This window comes from Streptomyces sp. NPDC096013, from assembly GCF_044763565.1.
Taxonomy (GTDB): Bacteria; Actinomycetota; Actinomycetes; order Streptomycetales; family Streptomycetaceae; genus Streptomyces.
In genome coordinates, this window is record NZ_JBIWGK010000030.1 from 1 (window position 1) to 19649 (window position 19649).

A 19649-nucleotide genomic window follows, 5' to 3' on the forward strand; every position below is an offset into this window, starting at 1 on the left:
AGTCGACGTCCTGTGGGCGATGCTGCGTGACAAAAGGCTGTTCACCTCCGCCCCGCCCGTCACGCAAGCAGCTTGACACGATCATTGAGATTCCTTCGGGGTCACGGGGCCCTCGGGGACGACGGCCACGGTCACGGCGCTGACGACCGGTTCGCCGTCGGCGTCCAGGTACTCGGTGACCCGCTCGCTGAACAGGAGCCGGCCGGTGCGCCCCCGCTTCTCCCAGGTGCGCCCTTCGGCGGTGTGCGCGTAGAGGGTCTCGCCGGCCCGGACGGGCCGGTGGTACTCGAAGTGCTGCTCGGCGTGCAGCCCGCCGCCGCCCTCGGGCATGACGCCGGGTTCGGCGCCGGACCCGAACCACTCCTCGCCCTCCTTCGGCCGCAGCCGGTGGTCCGGGTCGTGGTGGGCGCTCGCCATGGTGAAGGTCGGCGGTGCGAGCGGGCTGTCGCCGCGGTACGCCGGGTTCTCGTCGCCGATGGCCCGGGCGAACATCAGGATGTGCCCGGCCTCGACGGGGAACGGCTGCCCTGTCATCTTGTTGCTCCTCGGTCAGTACGGCAGGAACGCGTCGCGGGTGGCCTCGTCCGGGTCGAAGTCCGGGGGCAGTCCCTCGAACTTGGGCTCCCGTTTCTCCATGAAGCTGGCGACTCCCTCGCGGAAGTCCGCCGAGCCCGCGAAGAACTCCATGGCGGAGTAGGAGCGGGCGAGGGCGTCGGTGAAGGGCCGGTCGAGATCGCCGTACACCTGGTGGCGTACGACGGCCATGGCGCGCGGCGAGCAGTTGCGGGCGATGTCGCGGGCGTAGGCGCGGGCCGCTTCGAGCAGGTCCGCGGGTTCCACGACCCGGCTGACGAGGCCGAGTTCCTTCGCCTCGTCGGCGTCGAAGACCCGGCCGGACAGCAGGAGGTCGAGGGCGTTCTCCAGTCCGACGACACGCGGCAGGACGTAGGGGAGGTTGTACTCGCCGGCGAGGCCCCGGCGGGTGAAGGCGGTGGTGAAGCGTGCGCCTCGGGCGGCGAAGCGTACGTCGCAGATCAGCGCCTGGACCAGGCCGATGCCCGCGCAGGCGCCGTTGACGGCAGCGATGAGCGGCTTCGGGAGGGTCCGCCTGCTGTACATGGGCACGCGGGCCTGGAGGTCGAGGGACTGGCCGGGCCGCGCGTTCTGCTCCAGCCGCTGGACGTCCATGCCGGGGCAGAACGCCCGGCCGGCGCCGGTGACGATCACGGCACGCACGGCGGGGTCGGCGGCGGCCTCGTCGAGGAGGGCGAAGAAGCGGCGCTCCATGGGGAGGCTCCAGGCGTTCTTGCGCTCGGGGCGATTGAGGGTGACGGTGGCGACGCCGTCCTCGTCGACCTCGTAGAGGACCAGGTCCTGGTCGGGTTCGTCGGGCATCGCGTCACTCCTCGGTCAGTGGTTCGACGGGTTCGCCCACGCCGGGTCGCTCGCCGGAGATGGTCACCACCACCTGCCCCCGGGCGCAGACGACGCCGTCGGTCATCACCTCGACATCGGCGAAGTGCAGCCTGCGGCCCCGCCGGACGCAGCGCGCGTAGGCGACGGCCACCGGGCCCCGGGCGGGCGCGAGGTACTGCACCGACATCGAGACGGTGCTGAGCAGACTCCCCTTCTGGAAGTCGTGCCCGGCGATCACCGCTCCCGCGCCCGCGGTGTCGATGAGCGCGGAGACGACTCCGCCGTGGAAGACGCCTTCGTGGGCGGAGAGTGCCTCGGCGTAGGGCAGGGCGACCTCGACGCCGTCGGGGTCCCAGCGGACCATGCGCATCCGGCAGCGGCGGTTGAACGCGACGCCGCGCTCCCAGCGGGCCCGGAACCAGGCGCGGCGTTCGCGCTGCTCCTGGTCGGTGAGGGTTCTCGCCGCGACGGTCATCCGCACGCCCTCCGGTCTCGGCCGGTCAGCCGATCCATATAGTTACATGAATAAGATAGTTCAAGCAATCAAGCGAGACGCAGCCAGGGCGCCAGATGTATTATTTATATAACTCATTCCCCATCTGTGAACAGAGGGAGACACGATGCCGTCGACCGCCCTGGCCGGGATCCGCGTCCTCGACCTGTCCCGCATCCTCGCCGCGCCGCTGGCCACCCAGCTGCTGGCCGACCTCGGCGCGGAGGTCATCAAGGTCGAGCGGCCCGGCACCGGCGACGACTCACGGACGTACGGCCCGCCGTTCGCCCCCGGGACGGACGCCGCGGCCTTCTACCTCTCCTGCAACCGCAACAAGCGGTCCGTCACCGTCAACCACGCCACCGTCGAGGGGCAGGAGCTGATCCGCGCCCTGGCCGCCCGGTCGGACGTCCTGGTCGAGAACTTCCGCGCGGGAACGCTGACGAAGTACGGCCTCGACCACGAGAGCCTGCTCGCGCTGAACCCGCGCCTGGTCTATCTGTCGGTCACCGGCTTCGGCCAGAGCGGCCCGTACGCCGGGCGTCCGGGATACGACGGCATCTTCCAGGCCATGTCCGGGATGATGAGCGCCTCCGGCCACCCGGACGAACCGATGAAGGTCGGTGTCAGCATGGTCGACATCCTTACCGGCCTGTACGCCTCCACCGCCGTCCTGGCGGCGCTGCGACACCGCGACGCCACCGGCGAGGGCCAGTTCGTCGACCTCTCCCTGCTGGACTGCGGACTCGCCTCGCTGTCGCACTTCGCGATGAACTACCTGATATCCCGGGAGGTTCCGCGGCGCCGGGGCAACGGCGGCTACGGCGGAATCCCCTCCCAGGCCTTCGACTGCGCGGACAAGCCGCTCTTCCTCGTCGCGGGCAACGACAAGCAGTTCGCCGCGTTCTGCGCGGCGGCGGACCGCACCGACCTGCTCCAGGACCCGCGGTTCGCCACCACCTCCGCCCGGATCACCCACCGGGAGGAGATCCTGCCGGTCCTCGCGGCCATCATGCGCACCCGCACCCGGGACGAATGGCTGGCCCTGCTGGACCGGCACGACGTACCCGCGGGCCCGTTCAACGAACTGCCCGACGTGTTCGCCGATCCGCAGATCCGCCACCGGGGGATGCTCGTCGAGATCGAGGACCCGGTGTCGGGCCGGCTGCCCCTGCTCGCCAACCCCATCCGGCTCGCCGCGACCCCGGTCGAGCGGTACGCCCCGCCGCCCGCACTGGGCGAGCACACGGCCGAAGTCCTGTGCGGGCTTGTGGGGGTGACGGAGAGTCAGTTGGCGGGACTGCGCGCGCGGGGCGTCGTATAGCGACGTCACCCGATCAGGGTACGGCCGCCCTCCAGCATCAGCGTCGCACCGGTGAGATAGGCCATGTCGTCGCTCACCAGCGCGGCCACCGCCCTGCCGATGTCCGCCTCGGGCGACCCGAGCCGGCCGAGCGGGATCTCCCGGGCCAGTTCCGCCGCCTTGTGCGGGTGCGCGGCGAGGTAGTCCTCGGCCGCCGGGCTGAGCGCGGCCGGGCAGATGACGTTCACCCGGACCCCGTACGGACCCCACTCCCGGGCGGCGACCCGGCTCAGCCCGCGGATCGCCTCCTTCGCCATGGCGTAGGCCGCGAAGGTCGCCTCGCCCTGCACGGCGGCCGAGGAACCGAGGTTGACGACATTGCCACGGCTCTCCCGCAGATGCGGCAGGGCGGCCCGCATCGCGTGGAAGACGGCCAACGGACCGCTGCGGTAGGCGAGTTCGACATCGTCGTACGACGTCTGCTCCAGCCGTCGCTGCACCGAGGACTGCGCGTTGTTGACGAGCACGTCGAGGCCGCCGAACTCCCGGACCGTCTCGGCCACCATCCGGTCGACGTCGTCCCGCTCCCCCACGTCCCCGACCACGGTGTACGCCCGGCCGCCGCGCGCGGTGATCTCCTGGGCGGTGTCCTTGAGTCTGCTCTCGGTGCGGCCGGTGACGACCACGGCCGCGCCTTCTGCCGCCAGGGCGAGGGCGATGCCTCGGCCCACGCCCTGTCCGCCGCCGGTGACCAGCGCCGTCCTGCCCGCCAAGCGTGCCATCACGTCTCCTGCCAGAAGGGTGTCCAGGTGGGAAAGGCGTCGGGCAGCGCCGGTGCGCCCGCGCCCTCCCAACCGGTGAATCCGACCGTCTGGGGGCGCTCGGTCACGTCGGCCGCGTACCAGTGCTGTTCGCGGCGCCGGGAGAAGTACCACTCGCCGTCCACGCGCGCGTAGTCGTCGAAGTAGCAGATCGCCATCACGATCCACCGGTCCCCCACCTCGTGTTCGGCGCGGCAGTAGACCGCGCCGGTCGCGGTGTCACGGCCGGTGAACTCGACGCGGTGCCCGCAGATCTGGTGCACCGAGCGGCGGAAACCGCGCACGAGCGGTTCGATGTGCTGCCGCAGGACCTGCCGTCCCTGCCCGTGGCGCCCCATGTCCACGTCGGGGCGGAAGCAGCCGGCCCAGGCGTCGAGATCGCGGGCGTCCACGGCCAGGGCGTAGCGGACCGGCAGTTGCTGGATGGCCAGGTGCGATTCGACACGGTCGAGGCGGTCCGCGGTCGAGGTCATGGTCGGGGTTCCTTCGGCAGCCCGAGGACCTGCTCCCCGATGATGTTGCGCTGGATCTCGCTCGAACCGCCGTAGATCGTCTCGGCGAGGGAGAGCAGGAACGAGCGCTGCCGGGTGTCCAGGCCGTAGTCCTCGCCGACGATCTGGCCGGCCGGTCCCGCCAACTCCATGGCCAGATGGCCGAGTTGCTGGTGGCGTGTCGAGGCGTACAGCTTGGCCGTGGTGGCCTGTGCGCCCGGGGTGCGGCCCGTGGTGAGTTCGGCGATGGTCCGCAGGTTGGTGGTGCGCATGATGCGGACGGAGATCCAGGCGTCCACGATCCGGCGGCGCAGCATGGGGTCGTCGAGCGCGCCCCGCGCGCGGGCCAGCTCGATCAGGGCCTCGGCCTCGCGCTCGAAGGTGAGCTGCTGGGGCAGCAGGGTGGTGCCGCGTTCGATGCCGAGGGTGGCCATCGCGGTGCGCCAGCCCTGGCCGACCTCGCCGACGGCCATGTCCGCGCCGGTGCGCGCGCCGGAGAGGAAGACCTCGGCGAACTCGTCCTGGCCGGCGAGATTGCGGATCGGCCGGATCTCCACGCCGGGCTGGTCGGTCGGCAGGAGCAGCAGCGTCAGGCCCTTGTGACGGCGGGAGTCGGGGTCGGTGCGGGTGAGGACGTAGAGCCAGTCGGCGTGGACGCCGAACGAGGTCCACACCTTCTGCCCGTCGACCACCCACTCGTCGCCGTCGCGCTCGGCGCGGGTGCGGACCGACGCCAGGTCGGAGCCCGCGCCGGGCTCGCTGAAGCCCTGTCCCCACAGTTCCTCGACGGCGAGGATCGGTGGCAGGAAGCGCTTCTTCTGGGCCTCGTCGCCCATCGCCAGCAGCATCGGGCCGAGCAGGTCGAGGGCGTTGACGGTGGCGCGGTAGGGGGCGTCGGCGCGGGCGTACTCGTACTCGAAGACGATCTCCTCGATCAGGCCGAGCCCGCGCCCTCCGAACTCCCTCGGCCAGCCCACGCCCAGCCAGTTCCCGGCCGACAACTCCCGGTCCCAGGCGAGCCGTACGTCCCAGGCCGTGCCGTCGGTGGGGCCGCCCACGCCCCGGTGGTCGGCGAACTCCCCCACGAGGTGGTCCGCGAACCAGTCCCGCAGTTCGTCGCGGAAGTCGCGTACGGCGGGCCCGAAGTCCACTTCCATGTCTGCTCCTCCTGGTGTCAGATGCCGAGCCGGGCGGCGAGCAGTTCCCGGTGGTGGGCGGGGGTGCCGAGCAGTACCTCGGAGCTCTTGGCCCGCTTGAGGTAGAGGTGGGCGGGGTGCTCCCAGGTGAAGCCGATGCCGCCGTGCACCTGGACGCTGTCTCCGGCGACCTTGGTGAAGGCCTCCGAGCAGAAGGCCTGGGCGAGAGCGGCCGACACCGCGATCTCCGTGTCGTCACCGGCGTCGAGAGCCCACAGTCCGGCATACGCGGCCGAGCGGGCGGACTCGATCTCGACGAGCATGTCGGCGCACTTGTGCTTGATCCCCTGGAACGAGCCGATGGGACGGCCGTACTGCTCGCGGATCTTGGCGTAGCCGACCGCCGCGTCCAGGGCGGCGGCAGCCCCTCCGACCTGTTCGGCGGCCAACAGGACGGAGGCCGTGGCGAGGGTGCGGGCGAGCGCGGGCCATGCCGTGCCGTCATCGCCCAGCAGGCGTGCCGGGGTGTCCGCGAAGGCGAGGCGCGCCTGCTTGCGGGTCTGGTCGAGGGTGGGGAGCGGGGTGCGGGTGAGGCCCGGCGCGTCGGCTGCCGGGACCGCGAAGAGGCTGATGCCGGAGGAGGTGCGGGCCGCGACCAGGAGGAGGTCGGCGAGGTGTCCGTCGGGGACATAGGCCTTCACGCCCGTGAGCCGCCAACCGCCTTGCGTGTGACGGGCGTCGAGCCGTACGCCCGACTCGTCCCAGCGGCCGTCGTCCTCGGTGAGCGCGAGCGTGGCGACCGTCTCGCCGGCCGCGATGCCGGGGAGCAGGTCGGCGCGGGCGGACTCGTCGGCGCAGCGCAGCAGCGCCTCGGCGGCGAGGGCCACGGTGGCGAAGTACGGGGCGCACAGCAGGGCGCGGCCCGTCTCCTCGAAGACGACGCCGAGGTCGACGTAGCCGAATCCGGAGCCGCCGTACTCCTCCGGTACGGCGAGGCCCTGGAGGCCGATTTCGGTTGCCATCCGCCGCCAGACCCATGGGTCATGCCCGAGCGGGTCCGCGGCGAGGCGGCGCACGTCCGCCTCGGTGGCGTGCCGGGTGAGGAACGACCGTACGACCTTGCGCAGTTCGTCCTGTTCCTCGCTGAAGGTGAGATCCATGCCGAGCTTCCCGTCCTCGATGCGACCGCGTGCCGGTCGCTTGCCGCCCGCCTCTCGATACAGTTAGATAATTATAGTATCCGCACTGAATACACCAGGAGCGCGACGTGACCGATCCCTACGCACCGTTCACGAGCCTGACCTTCGAGCGGCCCGCGTCCGGCGTGCTCCGCATCGTGCTCGACGCACCGAACCTCAACGCCGTCGATCCGCGCATGCACGGTGAACTGGCGGACGTCTGGCCGGTCGTCGACCGGGACGACCGGACCCGGGCCGTGCTGGTCCAGGGAGCCGGCAGAGCCTTCTCGGCGGGCGGGACCTTCGACTCGATCGAGGCCATGACCGAGGACTACGCCGTGCGCGCCCGGACGATGCGGGAGGCGCGGGACATGGTCCACGGGGTGATCAACTGCTCGAAGCCGGTGGTCTCCGCGATCCACGGTCCGGCGGTCGGCGCGGGCCTGGTCATCGGCATGCTGGCGGACATCTCGATCGCCGGACGCCGGGCGAAGATCGTCGACGGGCACACCCGGCTCGGGGTGGCGGCCGGTGACCACGCGGCGATCTGCTGGCCGCTGCTGTGCGGGATGGCCAAGGCCAAGTACTACCTGCTCACCTGCGAGGCACTCACCGGCGAGGAGGCCGAGCGGATAGGTCTGGTGTCGAAGTGCGTGGACGACGAGGACGTGCACGCCGAGGGGCTGCGGGTCGCGACCCTGCTCGCCGCCGGACCGGCCAGCGCCCTCAGCTGGACCAAACGGTCCCTCAACCACTGGTACCGCACCGCCCAGCCGATCTTCGAGGCCTCGCTCGGGCTGGAGTTCTTCGGCTTCGGCGGGCACGAGGTCGTCGAGGGACTCGCCGCCCACCGCGAGAAGCGCGCCCCGGACTTCGAGGGCGTGGGCGGCAAACACCCGATCGACCTGTGAGCCGGTTCCGCGAGCCGGACACCACGGATGAGGAGCGCGCCATGACGGCTGACCACACCCGCACCGAAATCCCCCCGCTGGTAAGGGGGTTGACCTTCGAGGAGATGCCGGTCGGGCAGATCTTCCGCAGCGCCCGCCGCACGATCACGGAGACTGACCTGGTCAACTTCGTGACCTGGGGCGGCTTCAACGAACCGCTCTTCTGGGACGCCTCACACGCGGCGGACGGCGGCTACACCGGGCGGCTGGTCCCGGGCGCGCTGACGTACTGCATCGCGGAGGGACTCGTCCTTCAGACCAACGTGCTGCACGGCACGGGCCTCGCCTTCCTGCACATGGAACTGACCGTGCGGGGACCGGTGTACGTCGGCGACACCCTGTACGCCGTCGTCGAGACCACCGGCTCCCGGCCGTCCACGAAGCCCGGCCGGGGCGTGGTGACCAGCCGTATCACCGTACGCAACCAGCGGGACGAGGACGTCCTCGTCTACACGCCGGTGCGGCTGATCCGGGGCCGGGACTACGAGGCTCCGACAGGATGATCACGCCGAGCCGGGCGGGACCAGGGTCAGCCCGGCCGCCCGGCCCGGCGCACCGGGACCGGCGAAGGTGCCGGCCCGCAGCCAGTCCGAGGGCATCGGCGGGCGTGGCGGCGGCTCGTGGTCGGGGACGGCCATCGCGTAGAGGCGGGTGTAGCGGAACTTCGCCTCCAGGTTGTCGAGGACGGACCAGTACTCGTAGCCGCAGACGTCCACACCACGCTGGATCACCCGGCCCAGCCAGGACAGCCTGGCGCGCAGCAGGGCCCGGCGCCGGGCGTCGTCGCTGTGACCGGTCTCGTCGACGAGGTCCAGGTCGCCCATGCCGTTGTCGACGACGGACAGCGGCGGCAGCAGCTCCCCGTAGAGGTCGTGCAGGTCCGCGACGGCGTCGGCCAGGCCCTCGGGGAGGATGGGCCAGCCGTACGCCGTCGTCTCCACGTCGTCGAAGGGGACGATCGCGAAGCCGAGGCCGACGAGGAGACGGTTGACCTCGTTGAGCCTGCTCTGGCACTTGTCGGCCGGCAGCGTGCGGGCGAGGTTCTCCGGTGCGGTGACGCGGAACGGCGTGTGCCAGGACAGGCCGAGCAGGTCCTGCGGGGTGGCGATGACGTCCAGGTCCCCGGGGTGCACGCAGCCGGTGTCCTCGACCGGTGAGACGCCGTCCTCGGTCACCATGTGCGCGCCGAGCAGCAGCGGGTCGAGGAAGAGGCGGTTCGTCCAGCTCAGCAGGCGGTCCACGGCGAGCCGGTCGAACGGGTCCTCGGTGGCCGCGTAACCACCGACCAGGGTGACGGTCGTCCCGATCCGGCCGCCGGCACCGGCTGCGCGCAGCGCACGGGTCGCGAGTCCGCCCGCGAGCAGGATGTGGTGGACCGAGGACAGGCCCGCACGGCCGATGCCCCGGCCCGGCGTGTACATCCCGGCCACGTGGTCGGCGAGGGTGGGGCCGGCGAGGTCGGTGGAGGTGATCCAGCGGGTCACGCGGTCGCCGTAGCGGCGGCCCAGCTCGGCGGCGAAGGCGGCGAAGTGCTCGGCGGTGTCGCGGTCGAGCCAGCCGCCGCGGTCCTCCAGCCAGGGCGGCAGCGACCGGTCGAACAGGGTGAGGCAGGGGCGCAGGCCGAGTTCGAGCAGGGAGTCGAGTTCACGGTCGCAGCGGTCCAGGGCGGCGCGGTCCCAGCTGTCGGGACCGTCGGGCTGGAGCCGCGGCCATCCCGCGACCATCCGGTGCGTGTCGGGCGTGACGCCGACCAGTTGCCGGATGTCGTCGGTCCACTGCCGGAAGTGCCCGACGCGTTCCGGCGCGGGCGGCGGCGGGGCCGTGATCGAGTCCGCGGTGGCGACCCCCCAGTCGACACCGTGGAAAGACTCATGCAGGAAACCATCACTCATGGTCACCGTCCCGAGCGGAATAGCTAACGCATTCAACTGAATGCCCGCCGTCCGGACGCTAACACTTCGGGGATGCGACGACAATGTTTCGGACACATCTCATCGGTCCGTCGTGGTGCGGCGCGGGGGCTCGTCTCCGCTGAACGGGACGAGGAGGCGGGCGCCGCGCCATGGCGTGCTCGGCACGCCAGGATTCCCTCGGGCCATGAGCGGCGTGATCGGCGGGCCGACGATCCGCTGACGGGCGGGGTCCCGCGCGTGCCATCAGGCGTCGGTGACGCCCTCCCCGGCCGGGCCCGTCGCCCGGGTTCCGACCACACCGCGGCTGTGGCGGCCGTCGGCGGGACCCGCACCGGTCATCCCCGTGCCGTGCGGCGGGGCCGGGTTTCGGCCATGATCCGGTCGGTGTTCGGCGGTCGGCGTGGTCGCGCAGGGCTCGCCCACACAAGGACGGAGGCTGCCCCCGGCACGACGGCCGCGCCCTGCGCCGCAGCGGTCCGGCAGGGCATGCACCCCGGGGCGGCCAACAGGCCCCTCGCGCGCCGGAGTTCGGAGTGGCGAGAGTGTTCGGTGACGCCTACTCGCCGAACGGCCGGAACTCCTCGTCCCGCCACCAGGGGTAGATCTCCGGCATGTCCTTGGTGACCCGGCCGGGGAATCGGGGCGGGCGCTTGGCGAGGAACGACTCGACGCCCTCCACCGGGTCCGGGCCGCCGCCGATCTGGCTCATGATCCGTGAGTCGAGCCGGTGCGCGGCCATCGGGTGCGGTTCGCCGAGCATCCGCCACATCATCTGGCGGGAGAGCGCGACCGAGATCGCGGAGGTGTTCTCGGCGATCTCGCGGGCGAGTTCGCGGGCCGCCGGCAGCAGGTCCTCCGGCGCGTGGACCGAGCGGACCAGCCCGGCCGACAGTGCCTCGTCGGGGCCGAAGACGCGGCCGGTGGCCACCCATTCCATGGCGCGTTGCATCCCCACGGCCCGCGGCAGGAACCAGCTCGCCGCCGACTCCGGAACGATCCCACGGCGCGCGAAGACGAACCCGAACTTCGCCGAGGTCGAGGCCAGCCGGATGTCCATGGGCAGCGTCATGCTCGCCCCGACTCCCGCCGCCGGGCCGTTGACCGCCGCGATGACCGGCTTGGTGCAGGCGAAGATCCGCAGCGCGACCCGGCCACCGGTGTCCCGGTGCCAGGAGCCCGCGGTGCGATGGTCGAAGGACGACCCACCGGAGCTGACGTCGGCGCCCGCGCAGAACCCGCGCCCCTCCCCCGTCACCACGATCACCCGTACGTCGTCGTCGGCGTCGGCCGCGTCCAGGACGTCGAGGAGGTCGCCCATCATCCGCGGGTTGAAGGCGTTCAGCTTCTCGGGCCGGTTGAGCGTGACGGTGAGAATCCCGTCCGCCACCTCGGCCCGCACGGTCTCGTACTGCATGCGCACCCTCCACTGCCTGGTTCCAGTTGAGTGGAATTAGTTATACCATTCAACTCTACTTACTTATTCCTGTCCTCGGATGTCGGATGTACGGCGGTGGAGATGACGGATCTTGTGGTGACGGCCGTCGGGCCGGTCCGGTTGGTGGAACTGAACCGGCCGGAGCAGCGGAACGCGATGAGCGACGAACTGCACACCGGGCTCGCGTCGGTGTGGGACGAGGTGGCCGCCGATCCGGCGGCCCGCGCGGTGGTCCTCACCGGGCGGGGCCGGGCGTTCAGCGCCGGCGGCAACATCGACGCCATGACCCGGGTACAGCGGGACACCGCCTACCGGGAGCGGCAGGTCGACGAGGCCCGGCGGATCATCACGGGCCTGATCCGCTGCCCGCTGCCGGTCGTGGCGGCGGTCAACGGGCCCGCCGTGGGACTCGGTTGCAGTCTCGCCCTGTTGAGCGACCTGGTGCTGATCGCCGACGACGCCTATGTCGCCGACCCGCATGTCCAGGTCGGGCTGGTCGCGGGCGACGGGGGCGCCTTCGTCCTGCCGCTGCTCGTGGGCGCGACCCGGGCGAAGGAACTGCTGTTCCTCGGCGACCGGGTGGGCGCCGAGGACGCGGTCCGGCTGGGCATCGCGAACCGTGTCGCACCGAAGGACAAACTCCTGGACGAGGCGATGGAGCTGGCCGCGCGGCTGGCCGCCCTGCCCGCCCAGGCGTTGCGAGAGACCAAGCGCGCGGTGAACCGGCATCTGGAGCAGGCCCTCGACACCGTGATGGAACCGGCCCTGCTGGCCGAGCGGGACACGATGCACGGACCGGAGCACATCGCCGCCGTGGAGCGGATCATCGCGTCGCGCGGCCGTGGCTGAACCGGAGAGGAGCAGCGGGACATGGACTTCGCGTTCAGCGAGGAGCAGGACCAACTCCGGCGCACGGTACGGGCGTTCCTCGCGGACACCTCGCCCGAGACGGAGACACGGCGGCTGATGGAAACGCCGGAGGGCTTCGACCGGGCGCTGTGGCGCCGGATGGGAGGCGAACTCGGCCTCCAGGGGCTGGCCGTACCCGAGGAGTACGGCGGTGCCGGATGCGGCCTGGTCGAAGTGGGCGTGGTGATGGAGGAGATGGGCCGCGCGTTGCTGTGCGCACCCTTCCTCTCCTCGGCCGTACTGGCGACCACCACGCTGCTGCGCAGTGACGACGAGGACGCCCGCAAACGGCTGTTGCCCGGACTCGCCTCGGGCGAGTCGGTGGGGACACTGGCCCTGACCGAGGACTCCGCACGCTGGGACGCGGCGGGTGTCCGACTCAACGCCCGTGCTTCGGACGGCTGTTGGCTGCTCACTGGACACAAGATGTTCGTCCTGGACGGTGCCACCGCCGATGTCGTCCTCACCGTGGCCCGGTCGGACGACGACGGCTTCGGCGTCTTCTCGGTGGACGGCGACGCGCCGGGACTGACCCGTACACCGCTGCCGACGATGGACCCGACCCGCCGGCAGGCCAGACTCGACTACGCCGACGTACCGGCGACCCGTCTGCGCACGCACGGCGACGGCATGGACCTGGTCTCGGAGGTGCTGGACCGGGCCGCGGTGGCGCTGGCCGCCGAGCAGGTCGGAGTGGCCTCCCGAGTGCTGGACATGGCGGTGGACTACGCGAAGGTACGGCACCAGTTCGGGCGGCCCATCGGCTCCTTCCAGGCCGTGAAGCACCTGCTCGCCGACGTGCTCCTCGAAGTGGAGTCGGCGCGGGCCGCCGCGCACTACGCGCTGCTTGCCGCCGAGGGCGACGACCCGGACCTGCCCGCGGTGGCGAGCCTGGCCAAGGCGTTCTGCTCGGACGCGTGCCTGCGGGCGACGGCGGAGAACATCCAGGTCCACGGAGGCATCGGCTTCACCTGGGAACACCCGGCCCACCTGTATCTGAAGCGGGCCAAGACGTCACAACACCTGTTCGGGGACCCGGCGTACCACCGCGAACTGCTCGCGCGGCGCATCGGGCTGGACGCGGTCACAGCGGAGGGCGCGGCATGAAGGTCGACGGAAAGCTCAATGTATGGGGTACGGCGGAGGTCGTGGAGGAGGCCCGGCAGCACGAGAAGGCGGGCTACGACGGCCTGTGGGCCTCGGAGTCCCGACACGACCCGTTCCTGCCGCTGCTGCTCGCGGCCGAGCACACCGACCGGCTGGAGGTCGGTACGGCGATCGCGGTGGCGTTCGCCCGCTCCCCCATGCAACTCGCCTACACGGCCCACGACTTGCAGTGCTACGCGGGCGGGCGCTTCTCGCTCGGTCTGGGCAGTCAGATCAAACCGCACATCGAGCGGCGCTTCGCCATGCCGTGGAGCCGCCCCGCCGCCCGTATGCGGGAGTACGTGAGCGCGCTGCACGCCATCTGGGCCGCCTGGAACGAGGGCGAGAAGCTCGATTTCCGGGGCGACTTCTACACGCACACCCTGATGTCCCCGTTCTTCTCCCCGCCGCCCGCGCCCGGCGGCGCCCCGAAGGTCTTCGTGGCCGCCGTCGGGGAGGCGATGACCAGGGTGGCCGGCGAGGTCGCCGACGGGCTCCTGGCGCACGGCTTCACCACAGAGCGCTATCTGCGCGAGGTGACCCTGCCCACCGTCGAAGCGGGCCTCGAACGCTCCGGGCGGACCCGCGGCGACTTCTCCGTCTCGCATCTCCTGCTCACCGCGACCGGCCGCACCGAGGAGGAACTGCACCGCGCCATCGACGGCACCCGCCGACAGATCGCCTTCTACGGCAGCACACCCGCCTATCGCGGTGTCCTGGAGCTGCACGGCTGGGGCGAACTCGGCGACGAGCTGCACGCGTTGTCGACGTCGTCCCGCGAGGACAAGTGGGAGGCGATGGGCGGGCTCGTCGACGACGAGGTGCTGCACACCTTCGCGGTGGTCGCGGAGCCTGAGCGGGTGGCCGGGGAGATCCGGCGCCGGTACGGGACGCTGGTCGACCGGGTGTCCTTCTACACCGCGTACGAGATCGACGCCGAGGTGTGGGAGCCGATCGTGCAGGAATTGCGCGGGAGTTGACGGTATGTCAGCCGAGCAGGTCCAGCACCGTCGTCATGGACCTGCTCCGCAGCAGATAGTCCTCGGCCTCCTGGAGATGGACGCGCCACAGTTCCTCGGCGGCCTCGGCCCGGCGCCCGGCGATCAGGTCGACGAGGGCTCCGTGGGCCCGGAAGCCCCGCCGGTTGGCGCGGATGTTCTCGGGGCTGCCGGCGTCGAGGTCGACATGGGACCAGTTCGCCTGGTCGATGATGTTGCGGACCATGCCGTTGAGGACGCTGAGCGTCTGGTTGCCGGCGAGTTCGACGACGAGGGCGTGGAACTCCATGTGGGCGCGGATGAACGCCGAGGGGTCGTCCATGAGCCCCTCGGCCCCGGCGACGGAGGCCCGCAGCCGCTCCAGGTCCCGGTCGGTGCGACGCTGGGCCAGCAGGCCGGCGCAGGGCGCCTCGATGACCGTACGGGCGTCGTAGACGTCCTTGAGGGTCGTGCCTCGGTACTCCAGGACCACCCCCGCGTAGCGGGCGGCGACCGTGCCCTCCGGTATCTGCACCCGTGCCCCGCCCCGGGCGCCCCGGCGCACGCTGATCAGCGACTCCGACTCCAGCACGCGGAACGCCTCGCGCAGGGTCGGCCGGGAGACCGCGAACTCCGCCATCAGGGCCGTCTCGGCGGGCAGCGCCTCCCCCTCGGCCAGTTCCCCGCGCACGATCTTGCGGCGCAGCTGTGCCGCGACCAGCTCGGCCATCTTCGGGACCCGTACCGGTGTGTTCGCCACGGCATCCATCTCCTTCAGTCAGCTGGGACGGGCACGAAGTACGGCAGGGTGATCTCGTCGGTGAGCGACCGGAAGTCCACGCGGACCCGCATGCCGATGCCCACGTCCTCGGGGTCGCCCGCGTCGACGTGGGTCAGCAGGGTGCCGCCCTCGTCCAGGTCGATCACGGCCAGTGCGAAGGGGGTGTCGAAGCCGGGGCCGGGCGCGCGGTGCACGACGGTCACCGAGTACACGGTGCCCAGGCCGGCGCTGGGCGCGTACCGCCAGTCCGCCGACATGCAGCCGGGACAGGCCGGTTCGGGCACGAGGAAGCGCAGCCCGCAGGCCGGACACTCGGGGACGACCAGGTCGCCGCGCCGGGCCGCCTCCCAGAACGGCCGGGACAGGTCGGTGGGCACGGGCACGGGGCGGTTCATCGCGGCCTCCCCAGCACGCTCATCTCGTAGTGCTGCGCGCCGGAGCCCGCGTTGCCGACGACCGCCAGCTCCGCGTCCTCGACCTGGTGGACGGCCGTGCCGCGCAACTGCCGTACGGCCTCGACGACTTTGAGTGTCATCTGCTGGGTTCCGTTCCACGCGTACGCCAGGCAGCCGCCATCGGGGTTGACGGGGTGCTTGCCGCCGACGGCGATGGCGCCGCTCGCGGCGAGGGGGCCGCCCTCGCCCTCGCCGCACAGTCCGAGGGTCTCCAACTGGCGGATGATCTCGAAGGAGTTGGGGTCGTAGAGGGAGAAGACGTCCACGTCGTGCGGGCTCACTCCGGCCATCGCGTAGGCGCGGGTGGCCGCGTCCCGGCCGAGTTGTCCGACCTCGCGGTACAGGGCGGGGTTGGCGTACGCGGCCTGGTGGTACTCCATGCCGCCGCCGAGGACCGCGACGGGCGGCCGGGGCAGGTCCCGGGCGCGTTCGGCGGTGGTCACCACGAGGGCGGCGCCTCCCTCGCCGACGATGCAGCAGTCCAGCAGGTGGAACGGCGTGGCCACCATGCGGGAGGCGAGCACGTCGTCGGCGGTGTAGGGGCCGCGACCGTACATCATCGCCTCGGGGTTGGTGGTGCCGTTGTTCCGGACGGTGGCGGCGACCTCCGCGAGCTGGCGGGCGGTCGTCCCGTACTCGTGCATGTGCCGGGCCGCCACCAGCGCGAACTGGGCGACGACATAGCTCCCCCAGACATCGGCGAACTCCAGCGGCACCCCCGCACTGACCGGACCCGCACCGCGCGAGACCAGCTTGCAGCCGCCGACCACCACGGTGTCGGCGAAACCCGCCCGGACGGCCGCCGCCGCCTTCAACAGGCCGCGCGAGCCGGCGTTGTCGAGCATCGAGTCGCTGGTCCAGCGCAGGTCCCGGCCGAGCATCCGGGCCCAGGAGCTGCCCTCACCGGGGACGCCACCCGGGCCCGGCCAGTCGACCTGGGCGCCGTCGATGTCCGCCGGGGTCAGCCCGGCGTCCTCGATCGCGCCGCGCACCGCTTCGAGGGCGAGGTCCATGGCGGTGCGGTGCGGGAGGGACAGTGCCTGCTCGGTGGCGTGGACGCCGACGACGACGGGCCGGCGGTCGGTCACCGGGTCACCGCCCCGCGCCGAGCGTGTCGCCGCCGGGGTAGCCGCCCCCGCCGAAGCGCTCGTCGAGCGCCTCGTAGTCCTTGGCGAAGTCCTTGGTGCGGGGCAGGACGTCGACGAACTCCACCGTCTTCGGCTTCTTGTACGAGGCGATCCGCGCCCGGCAGTGCTCGATGACGTCGGCGGCCGTGACCGGCGGGTCGGCGTCCGGGTGGAGGGCGACGACGGCTTTGACGTCCTGGGCCCAGCGTTCGTTCGGGACGCCGATGACGGCGGCCTCCTTCACCGCCGGATGGGATTCGATGCAGTTCTCCACCTCGGCCGGGAAGATGTTCTCGGCGGCCGACTTGAGCATGCGGGTCGAGGTCCCCAGGAAGCTGATCGTGCCGTCGGCCTCGCGCCTGCCGAGGTCGGTGGTGTGCCACCAGCCGAAGCGGAAGCGCTCCTCGTTGATCTCGGGCCGGTTCCAGTAGCCGAGGTGCACCAGGTCGCCGCGGACACAGATCTCGCCCGCTTCGCCGACAGCACACTCCCGACCCGTGTCGTCCAGGACGCGTACGGCGGTGAAGGGGCCGGGGCGCCCCGCGTTGCCGGTGCCCGTCCCGCCGTAGGCGCCGGTCACGGCGAAGCCGGTCACCTCGGTCTGGCCGTAGCCGCGGCCCTCGCCGCCGCCGTTGCGGGTGAAGCGGCTGTGGTCGGTGGGGACCGTGCCCTGCCACAGCGGGGCGGCGACACTGGCCCGCAGCCGGGAGAGGTCGTGGCCCAATTCGCGGTTCAGAGCGACGAGTTGGGCGATCGTCGGCGGCATCAGATAGGCGTGCGTGCACTGCTCCCGGGCCAGCAGCGGGAGCAGTTCCTCGGCGACGACCCGGCGGACGACGACGTTCTTGCCGCCGTGCACGAAGGCCGGGACGCCCCAGAACTGGTAGTTGCCGATGTGGAACATGGGTCCGGCGCCGAGGAAGGCGGTCTCGGTGCCGATGTCCCCCATCCAGGCGGCGCTCGCACCCAGGGCGAGGAGGTTGCGGTGCGAGAGCATCGAGCCGGACTGACGGCCGGAGATCGCGGCGGTGTAGATGACCAGGAGCGCGGAGTCCGGGTCGATGTCGAGGCCTGGGTCCTCGGCCGGGCCGGAGGCGAGGAAGGACTCGTAGGAGCCGGGGCCCTCGGTGTCGTGGCGCAGCCACAAGGCCCGGTGGGCGCTGCCCAGTTCGACGCGGGCCTTGTTGACCGTCTCGCCGATCTCCTCGTCCTGCCAGACCACGACCCGGGGGTCGAAGTCCTCGACGGCGAACGCCATTTCGGGGGCGGCCCAGCGCCAGTAGCCGGGGCACACCATGGCGCCGATCTTCGCGGCGGCACCGAGCAGTTCCCAGATGCGGAAGGAGTTCTGCCCCAGCCACAGCACGCGGTCGCCGGGCCCGACGCCGGCCCGGGTGAGGGCCTGCGCGAGGCGGTTGGTGCGCTCGTCCAACTCCGGCCAGGTCAGGCGGACTTCGCCGTCGACGAGGGCGATGCCGTCGGGGTAGGACCTGCGGTGCTCACGGATGATGTCGCCGAACGTCAGGCGGCGGGCGGAATGCATGCTCTTGGCTCCCAGGGCTTTCGGAAGGTGGGGGGTCAGACGCGGCCGATGCCGACACCCTTGACGCTGACGAACTCGTCCAGACCGGCCTTGCCGCCCTCCCGGCCGAACCCGCTCATCCCGACGCCGCCGAACGGCGTGGCGGGCGAAGTGATCGGATTCGGGCCGGGGTTGACGTAGACCGTCCCGGCTTTCAGGCGCGGTACCAGGCGGTTGACGCGTGCGATGTCACGGGACTGGATGTAGGCGGAGAGGCCGTACTCGGTGTCGTTGGCGAGGGCGACGGCCTCGTCCTCGGTGTCGAAGGGGGTGATCGCCAGGACGGGTCCGAAGATCTCCTGCTGGGCGAGGTCACTGCGGTTGTCGACGTCGGCGAAGACGGTCGGGGTGACGAAGTACCCGTCGGCGTCGATACGTTCACCGCCGAGCACGAGGCGTCCGGCGCCGCTCTCGACCGCCTTGTCGATCACGCCCTCCACCCGTCGGCGGGCGACGTCGTCGATGAGCGGCCCGATGTACGTCGTGGGGTCGAGCGGGTCGCCGACGGGCAGGTGGGCCACCACACCGCTGACCCGCGCCACGACCTCGTCGTAGATCGGCCGCTCGACCAGCAGTCGGGTGGGCAGTGCGCAGCCCTGGCCGGTGTTGCTCATGGCGAAGGCGGCGCAGTAGGGCACCACGCTGTCCAGGTCGGTGTCGGCGAAGAGCAGGTTGGCGGACTTGCCGCCGAGTTCGAACACGACCGGTTTGAGGCTCGGCGCGGCGTCGGCCATGATGCGGCGCGCGGTGGCGGGGCCGCCGGTGAAGGAGATCTTGTCGACGCCGGGGTGGGTGACCAGGGCCGAGCCCGCGTCGCCGAGTCCGGTGACGACGTTGACGACTCCGTCCGGGATGCCCGCCTCGCGGGCCAGGTCGGCGAAGAGCAGCGCGGAGAACGGCGTGGACTCGGCCGGTTTGATCACCACGGTGTTGCCGGCGGCGAGCGCGGGCGGGACCTTCATCGCCAGGGACAGCGCGGGCGAGTTCCAGGTGATGATGTGGGCGATGACGCCGTAGGGCTCGGCGATGGTGTACTCGACGTTCTCGTGCGGGCTGTGGGCCGCGCCGACGAGCCCCTCGATCTTGTCGGCCCAGCCGGCGTAGTACTCGGTCCATTCCGCGACGTGCGGTCCGACGTTCTCCGCCCAGCCGCCGACGCAGACGCCGTTCTCCAGCGGGCAGATCGCCGCGAAGTCGGGGATGTGGTCGCGCAGCAGCTGGGCGAAGCGGGTGAGCAGGCGGCGGCGTTCGGCGGGGCGCATGACACCCCACACCTCGAACGCCTGGCGGGCCGCGGCCACGGCCCGGTCCACCTCGGTGGGGCCCGCGAGCGGGATGTACGCCTGGACGAGGCCGGTCGCCGGGTTGCGGTGCTCGTAGAGGCCACCGCTGGTGTCGGTGACGTCCTTGCCGCCGATGACGAGCCGGGGTCGCGGCAGGTCGCGCTCCGCTCTGTCCTGGTGCAGCTTCACATCGACCGTGACCATGGATGCCTCCCTGAGCCCTTCGGACGTCGCGCCTATCCAGGCTAAATAG

General features: G+C 71.5%; 20 protein-coding genes. 6 read left to right on the forward strand and 14 right to left on the reverse strand.

Annotation, left to right across the window (positions count from 1 at the left end; all coding sequences use genetic code 11):
• Positions 1-81: 81 nt before the first annotated feature.
• Genes ACIRB1_RS45600 through ACIRB1_RS45610 form a run of 3 tightly spaced genes read right to left on the reverse strand, consistent with a single transcriptional unit; the run spans position 82 to position 1891 of the window.
• Positions 82-534, reverse strand: a complete 453-nt coding sequence (locus ACIRB1_RS45600) for a MaoC family dehydratase N-terminal domain-containing protein (RefSeq protein ID WP_403469865.1) — start codon at positions 532-534, stop codon at positions 82-84.
• A 15-nt stretch (positions 535-549) separates the two neighbouring features.
• On the reverse strand, positions 550-1395 hold the full coding sequence (locus tag ACIRB1_RS45605) for an enoyl-CoA hydratase-related protein (RefSeq protein WP_352181766.1): 846 nt from the start codon (positions 1393-1395) through the stop codon (positions 550-552).
• 4 nt (positions 1396-1399) lie between these two features.
• On the reverse strand, positions 1400-1891 hold the full coding sequence (locus ACIRB1_RS45610) for a PaaI family thioesterase (protein WP_352181765.1): 492 nt from the start codon (positions 1889-1891) through the stop codon (positions 1400-1402).
• Positions 1892-2036: 145 nt separating this feature from the next.
• Here ACIRB1_RS45610 and ACIRB1_RS45615 point away from each other — a divergent pair, with 145 nt between their 5' ends.
• Complete coding sequence (locus tag ACIRB1_RS45615) at positions 2037-3233, forward strand: CaiB/BaiF CoA transferase family protein (RefSeq protein WP_403469866.1); 1197 nt, start codon at positions 2037-2039, stop codon at positions 3231-3233.
• A 5-nt stretch (positions 3234-3238) separates the two neighbouring features.
• On the opposite strand, the gene ACIRB1_RS45620 is transcribed toward ACIRB1_RS45615, so the two are convergent.
• Genes ACIRB1_RS45620 through ACIRB1_RS45635 form a run of 4 tightly spaced genes read right to left on the reverse strand, consistent with a single transcriptional unit; the run spans position 3239 to position 6820 of the window.
• Positions 3239-3994: an SDR family NAD(P)-dependent oxidoreductase gene (locus ACIRB1_RS45620; protein WP_403469867.1), complete on the reverse strand. Its 756-nt coding sequence runs from the start codon at positions 3992-3994 to the stop codon at positions 3239-3241.
• Positions 3994-4506 (reverse strand): nuclear transport factor 2 family protein, encoded by a 513-nt coding sequence (locus tag ACIRB1_RS45625; protein ID WP_403469868.1) that lies wholly within the window; start codon positions 4504-4506, stop codon positions 3994-3996. The genes ACIRB1_RS45620 and ACIRB1_RS45625 overlap by 1 nt, the downstream gene beginning before the upstream one ends.
• Positions 4503-5681 carry an acyl-CoA dehydrogenase family protein gene (locus ACIRB1_RS45630; RefSeq protein ID WP_403469869.1) on the reverse strand — a complete coding sequence of 393 codons (1179 nt, stop codon included), beginning with the start codon at positions 5679-5681 and terminating at the stop codon, positions 4503-4505. The genes ACIRB1_RS45625 and ACIRB1_RS45630 overlap by 4 nt, the downstream gene beginning before the upstream one ends.
• Positions 5682-5698: 17 nt before the next feature.
• Positions 5699-6820 carry an acyl-CoA dehydrogenase family protein gene (locus tag ACIRB1_RS45635; RefSeq protein ID WP_403469870.1) on the reverse strand — a complete coding sequence of 374 codons (1122 nt, stop codon included), beginning with the start codon at positions 6818-6820 and terminating at the stop codon, positions 5699-5701.
• A gap of 107 nt (positions 6821-6927) precedes the next feature.
• Between ACIRB1_RS45635 and ACIRB1_RS45640 the strand changes: the two genes are divergently transcribed.
• Together ACIRB1_RS45640 and ACIRB1_RS45645 are read left to right on the forward strand one after the other, a co-directional pair.
• Entirely contained in the window at positions 6928-7749 is an 822-nt protein-coding gene (locus ACIRB1_RS45640; protein WP_403469871.1) for an enoyl-CoA hydratase/isomerase family protein, read from the forward strand.
• 41 nt (positions 7750-7790) lie between these two features.
• A complete protein-coding gene (locus ACIRB1_RS45645; RefSeq protein WP_403469872.1) occupies positions 7791-8291 on the forward strand; it encodes a MaoC/PaaZ C-terminal domain-containing protein in 501 nt (166 codons plus the stop codon).
• Here the strand turns inward: ACIRB1_RS45645 and ACIRB1_RS45650 are convergent, their stop codons facing one another.
• On the reverse strand, positions 8292-9680 hold the full coding sequence (locus ACIRB1_RS45650; RefSeq protein ID WP_403469873.1) for a family 1 glycosylhydrolase: 1389 nt from the start codon (positions 9678-9680) through the stop codon (positions 8292-8294). It abuts the gene before it with no gap.
• Between the two features lie 577 nt (positions 9681-10257).
• Positions 10258-11115: a crotonase/enoyl-CoA hydratase family protein gene (locus tag ACIRB1_RS45655; protein ID WP_403469874.1), complete on the reverse strand. Its 858-nt coding sequence runs from the start codon at positions 11113-11115 to the stop codon at positions 10258-10260.
• Positions 11116-11217: 102 nt separating this feature from the next.
• On the opposite strand from ACIRB1_RS45655, the gene ACIRB1_RS45660 reads away from it, so the two are divergent.
• The 3 genes from ACIRB1_RS45660 to ACIRB1_RS45670 are packed head-to-tail and all read left to right on the forward strand — an operon-like array spanning position 11218 to position 14171.
• Positions 11218-11985 (forward strand): enoyl-CoA hydratase/isomerase family protein, encoded by a 768-nt coding sequence (locus tag ACIRB1_RS45660; RefSeq protein ID WP_403469875.1) that lies wholly within the window; start codon positions 11218-11220, stop codon positions 11983-11985.
• A 21-nt stretch (positions 11986-12006) separates the two neighbouring features.
• Positions 12007-13152 (forward strand): acyl-CoA dehydrogenase family protein, encoded by a 1146-nt coding sequence (locus ACIRB1_RS45665; RefSeq protein WP_403469876.1) that lies wholly within the window; start codon positions 12007-12009, stop codon positions 13150-13152.
• Positions 13149-14171, forward strand: a complete 1023-nt coding sequence (locus tag ACIRB1_RS45670; protein WP_403469877.1) for a TIGR03617 family F420-dependent LLM class oxidoreductase — start codon at positions 13149-13151, stop codon at positions 14169-14171. Before ACIRB1_RS45665 ends, ACIRB1_RS45670 begins: the two co-directional genes overlap by 4 nt.
• 7 nt (positions 14172-14178) lie before the next feature.
• Here ACIRB1_RS45670 and ACIRB1_RS45675 read toward each other — a convergent pair whose 3' ends face one another.
• Genes ACIRB1_RS45675 through ACIRB1_RS45695 form a run of 5 tightly spaced genes read right to left on the reverse strand, consistent with a single transcriptional unit; the run spans position 14179 to position 19600 of the window.
• The gene (locus ACIRB1_RS45675) at positions 14179-14937 is read right to left on the reverse strand and encodes a FadR/GntR family transcriptional regulator (protein WP_403469878.1); all 759 of its coding nucleotides are present in this window, start codon (positions 14935-14937) and stop codon (positions 14179-14181) included.
• 5 nt (positions 14938-14942) lie between these two features.
• Positions 14943-15344, reverse strand: a complete 402-nt coding sequence (locus tag ACIRB1_RS45680) for a Zn-ribbon domain-containing OB-fold protein (protein ID WP_403469879.1) — start codon at positions 15342-15344, stop codon at positions 14943-14945.
• On the reverse strand, positions 15341-16492 hold the full coding sequence (locus ACIRB1_RS45685; protein WP_403469880.1) for a thiolase family protein: 1152 nt from the start codon (positions 16490-16492) through the stop codon (positions 15341-15343). Before ACIRB1_RS45685 ends, ACIRB1_RS45680 begins: the two co-directional genes overlap by 4 nt.
• Positions 16493-16496: 4 nt before the next feature.
• Positions 16497-18074 carry an AMP-binding protein gene (locus tag ACIRB1_RS45690; RefSeq protein ID WP_403469881.1) on the reverse strand — a complete coding sequence of 526 codons (1578 nt, stop codon included), beginning with the start codon at positions 18072-18074 and terminating at the stop codon, positions 16497-16499.
• Positions 18075-18109: 35 nt separating this feature from the next.
• Positions 18110-19600: an aldehyde dehydrogenase family protein gene (locus ACIRB1_RS45695; RefSeq protein WP_403469882.1), complete on the reverse strand. Its 1491-nt coding sequence runs from the start codon at positions 19598-19600 to the stop codon at positions 18110-18112.
• Between the last annotated feature and the right edge of the window lie 49 nt (positions 19601-19649).

Coding starts and splice junctions, on each gene's coding strand:
- ACIRB1_RS45615 (WP_403469866.1), top strand. CDS start 2,037: ATGCCGTCGACCGCCCTGGCCGGGATCCGCGTCCTCGACCTGTCCCGC.
- ACIRB1_RS45630 (WP_403469869.1), bottom strand. CDS start 5,681: ATGGAAGTGGACTTCGGGCCCGCCGTACGCGACTTCCGCGACGAACTG.
- ACIRB1_RS45625 (WP_403469868.1), bottom strand. CDS start 4,506: ATGACCTCGACCGCGGACCGCCTCGACCGTGTCGAATCGCACCTGGCC.
- ACIRB1_RS45680 (WP_403469879.1), bottom strand. CDS start 15,344: ATGAACCGCCCCGTGCCCGTGCCCACCGACCTGTCCCGGCCGTTCTGG.
- ACIRB1_RS45655 (WP_403469874.1), bottom strand. CDS start 11,115: ATGCAGTACGAGACCGTGCGGGCCGAGGTGGCGGACGGGATTCTCACC.
- ACIRB1_RS45695 (WP_403469882.1), bottom strand. CDS start 19,600: ATGGTCACGGTCGATGTGAAGCTGCACCAGGACAGAGCGGAGCGCGAC.
- ACIRB1_RS45660 (WP_403469875.1), top strand. CDS start 11,218: ATGACGGATCTTGTGGTGACGGCCGTCGGGCCGGTCCGGTTGGTGGAA.
- ACIRB1_RS45620 (WP_403469867.1), bottom strand. CDS start 3,994: ATGGCACGCTTGGCGGGCAGGACGGCGCTGGTCACCGGCGGCGGACAG.
- ACIRB1_RS45675 (WP_403469878.1), bottom strand. CDS start 14,937: ATGGATGCCGTGGCGAACACACCGGTACGGGTCCCGAAGATGGCCGAG.
- ACIRB1_RS45605 (WP_352181766.1), bottom strand. CDS start 1,395: ATGCCCGACGAACCCGACCAGGACCTGGTCCTCTACGAGGTCGACGAG.
- ACIRB1_RS45665 (WP_403469876.1), top strand. CDS start 12,007: ATGGACTTCGCGTTCAGCGAGGAGCAGGACCAACTCCGGCGCACGGTA.
- ACIRB1_RS45635 (WP_403469870.1), bottom strand. CDS start 6,820: ATGGATCTCACCTTCAGCGAGGAACAGGACGAACTGCGCAAGGTCGTA.
- ACIRB1_RS45600 (WP_403469865.1), bottom strand. CDS start 534: ATGACAGGGCAGCCGTTCCCCGTCGAGGCCGGGCACATCCTGATGTTC.
- ACIRB1_RS45670 (WP_403469877.1), top strand. CDS start 13,149: ATGAAGGTCGACGGAAAGCTCAATGTATGGGGTACGGCGGAGGTCGTG.
- ACIRB1_RS45610 (WP_352181765.1), bottom strand. CDS start 1,891: ATGACCGTCGCGGCGAGAACCCTCACCGACCAGGAGCAGCGCGAACGC.
- ACIRB1_RS45645 (WP_403469872.1), top strand. CDS start 7,791: ATGACGGCTGACCACACCCGCACCGAAATCCCCCCGCTGGTAAGGGGG.
- ACIRB1_RS45690 (WP_403469881.1), bottom strand. CDS start 18,074: ATGCATTCCGCCCGCCGCCTGACGTTCGGCGACATCATCCGTGAGCAC.
- ACIRB1_RS45650 (WP_403469873.1), bottom strand. CDS start 9,680: ATGAGTGATGGTTTCCTGCATGAGTCTTTCCACGGTGTCGACTGGGGG.